1 protein-coding gene is annotated in these 925 nt (G+C 49.0%); it reads right to left on the bottom strand.

What is annotated here, in order from left to right:
* A partial coding sequence (locus tag ACFQ3S_RS19630; RefSeq protein WP_377167881.1) for a porin occupies positions 1 to 925 on the bottom strand: 925 nt, incomplete at both ends.

The raw sequence follows: 925 nt of genomic DNA on the forward strand, positions 1-925 counted from the left end.
TTGCCGCTCCGCTGTTTTTAAAGAACGAGGCATCGCTCTTTGCATTATCTATCCGTACTTCGGGGATAAACGTTAACGGCCCGGCCTTGATGTTTCCTGTTAAGGTAAACGCTTTTACATCATCACCAGGGATGATGTTGGAATAGTTACCACCACTTTTACTCTTGTTCTTAAAATACTCGGCCCGTAAGCCTAAGGTTACCGCCTTTGATACCGCTACCTGCGGGTATAAGGCCGCACCCGAAAAACCGCCGCCATCATTAGGTAACGATAAGGTAGCCGCGTTTAAACCCAGTTTAAACATATCGGTGATCTGGTAGGCTGTCGTCAGGTCTACTTCCGTTCCCGATGCCCAGCCGCTCAATAAGTTCACATAAGCGGTCCAGCCTTTTACCGGGGCTACCATCAGCTGCGCGCCAAAGGTTGATACATCACGGTTAGATTGGTACACGTTCCAGCTATCGTTAAAGATACCGCCCATCAAGCTCACCTTATCGCTAAAAGCGTAGGTCAGCTTTAAACCCGCGTTCTGGAACGGGCCGTTGGTGAACAGGTACGAGGTAGAATAATTAAAGTTGCCCACCGGTGAAATTACCTCGTAACCTACAAAGGTAGCCATGTAACCCGCCGTTACGTTCAGCTTGTCGGTCAAATCGTACCCTACGTACAGGTTCTGGATGTGGAAGCTGTTGGTGGTTTCGTCGTACACGCCTGCCGCGTTGGGGATGGATTGTGCCTGGCCGCGCGGACCGAACGATAACTCACCCACGAACAGGGCTTTGTTGTATTTCTTTTTTACACCCAGGTCAACCATACCTATCGATACCGAGTTGGGCTCATTGGCAAAGCTGGTGGCTATATTGGCGTTCTTCTTACCGGCAAAGTCATACTTATAGTAAGTATCTACCGAACCAAAAATGGTTAA

This window comes from Mucilaginibacter terrae (assembly GCF_042679325.1).
Lineage (GTDB): Bacteria > Bacteroidota > Bacteroidia > Sphingobacteriales > Sphingobacteriaceae > Mucilaginibacter > Mucilaginibacter terrae.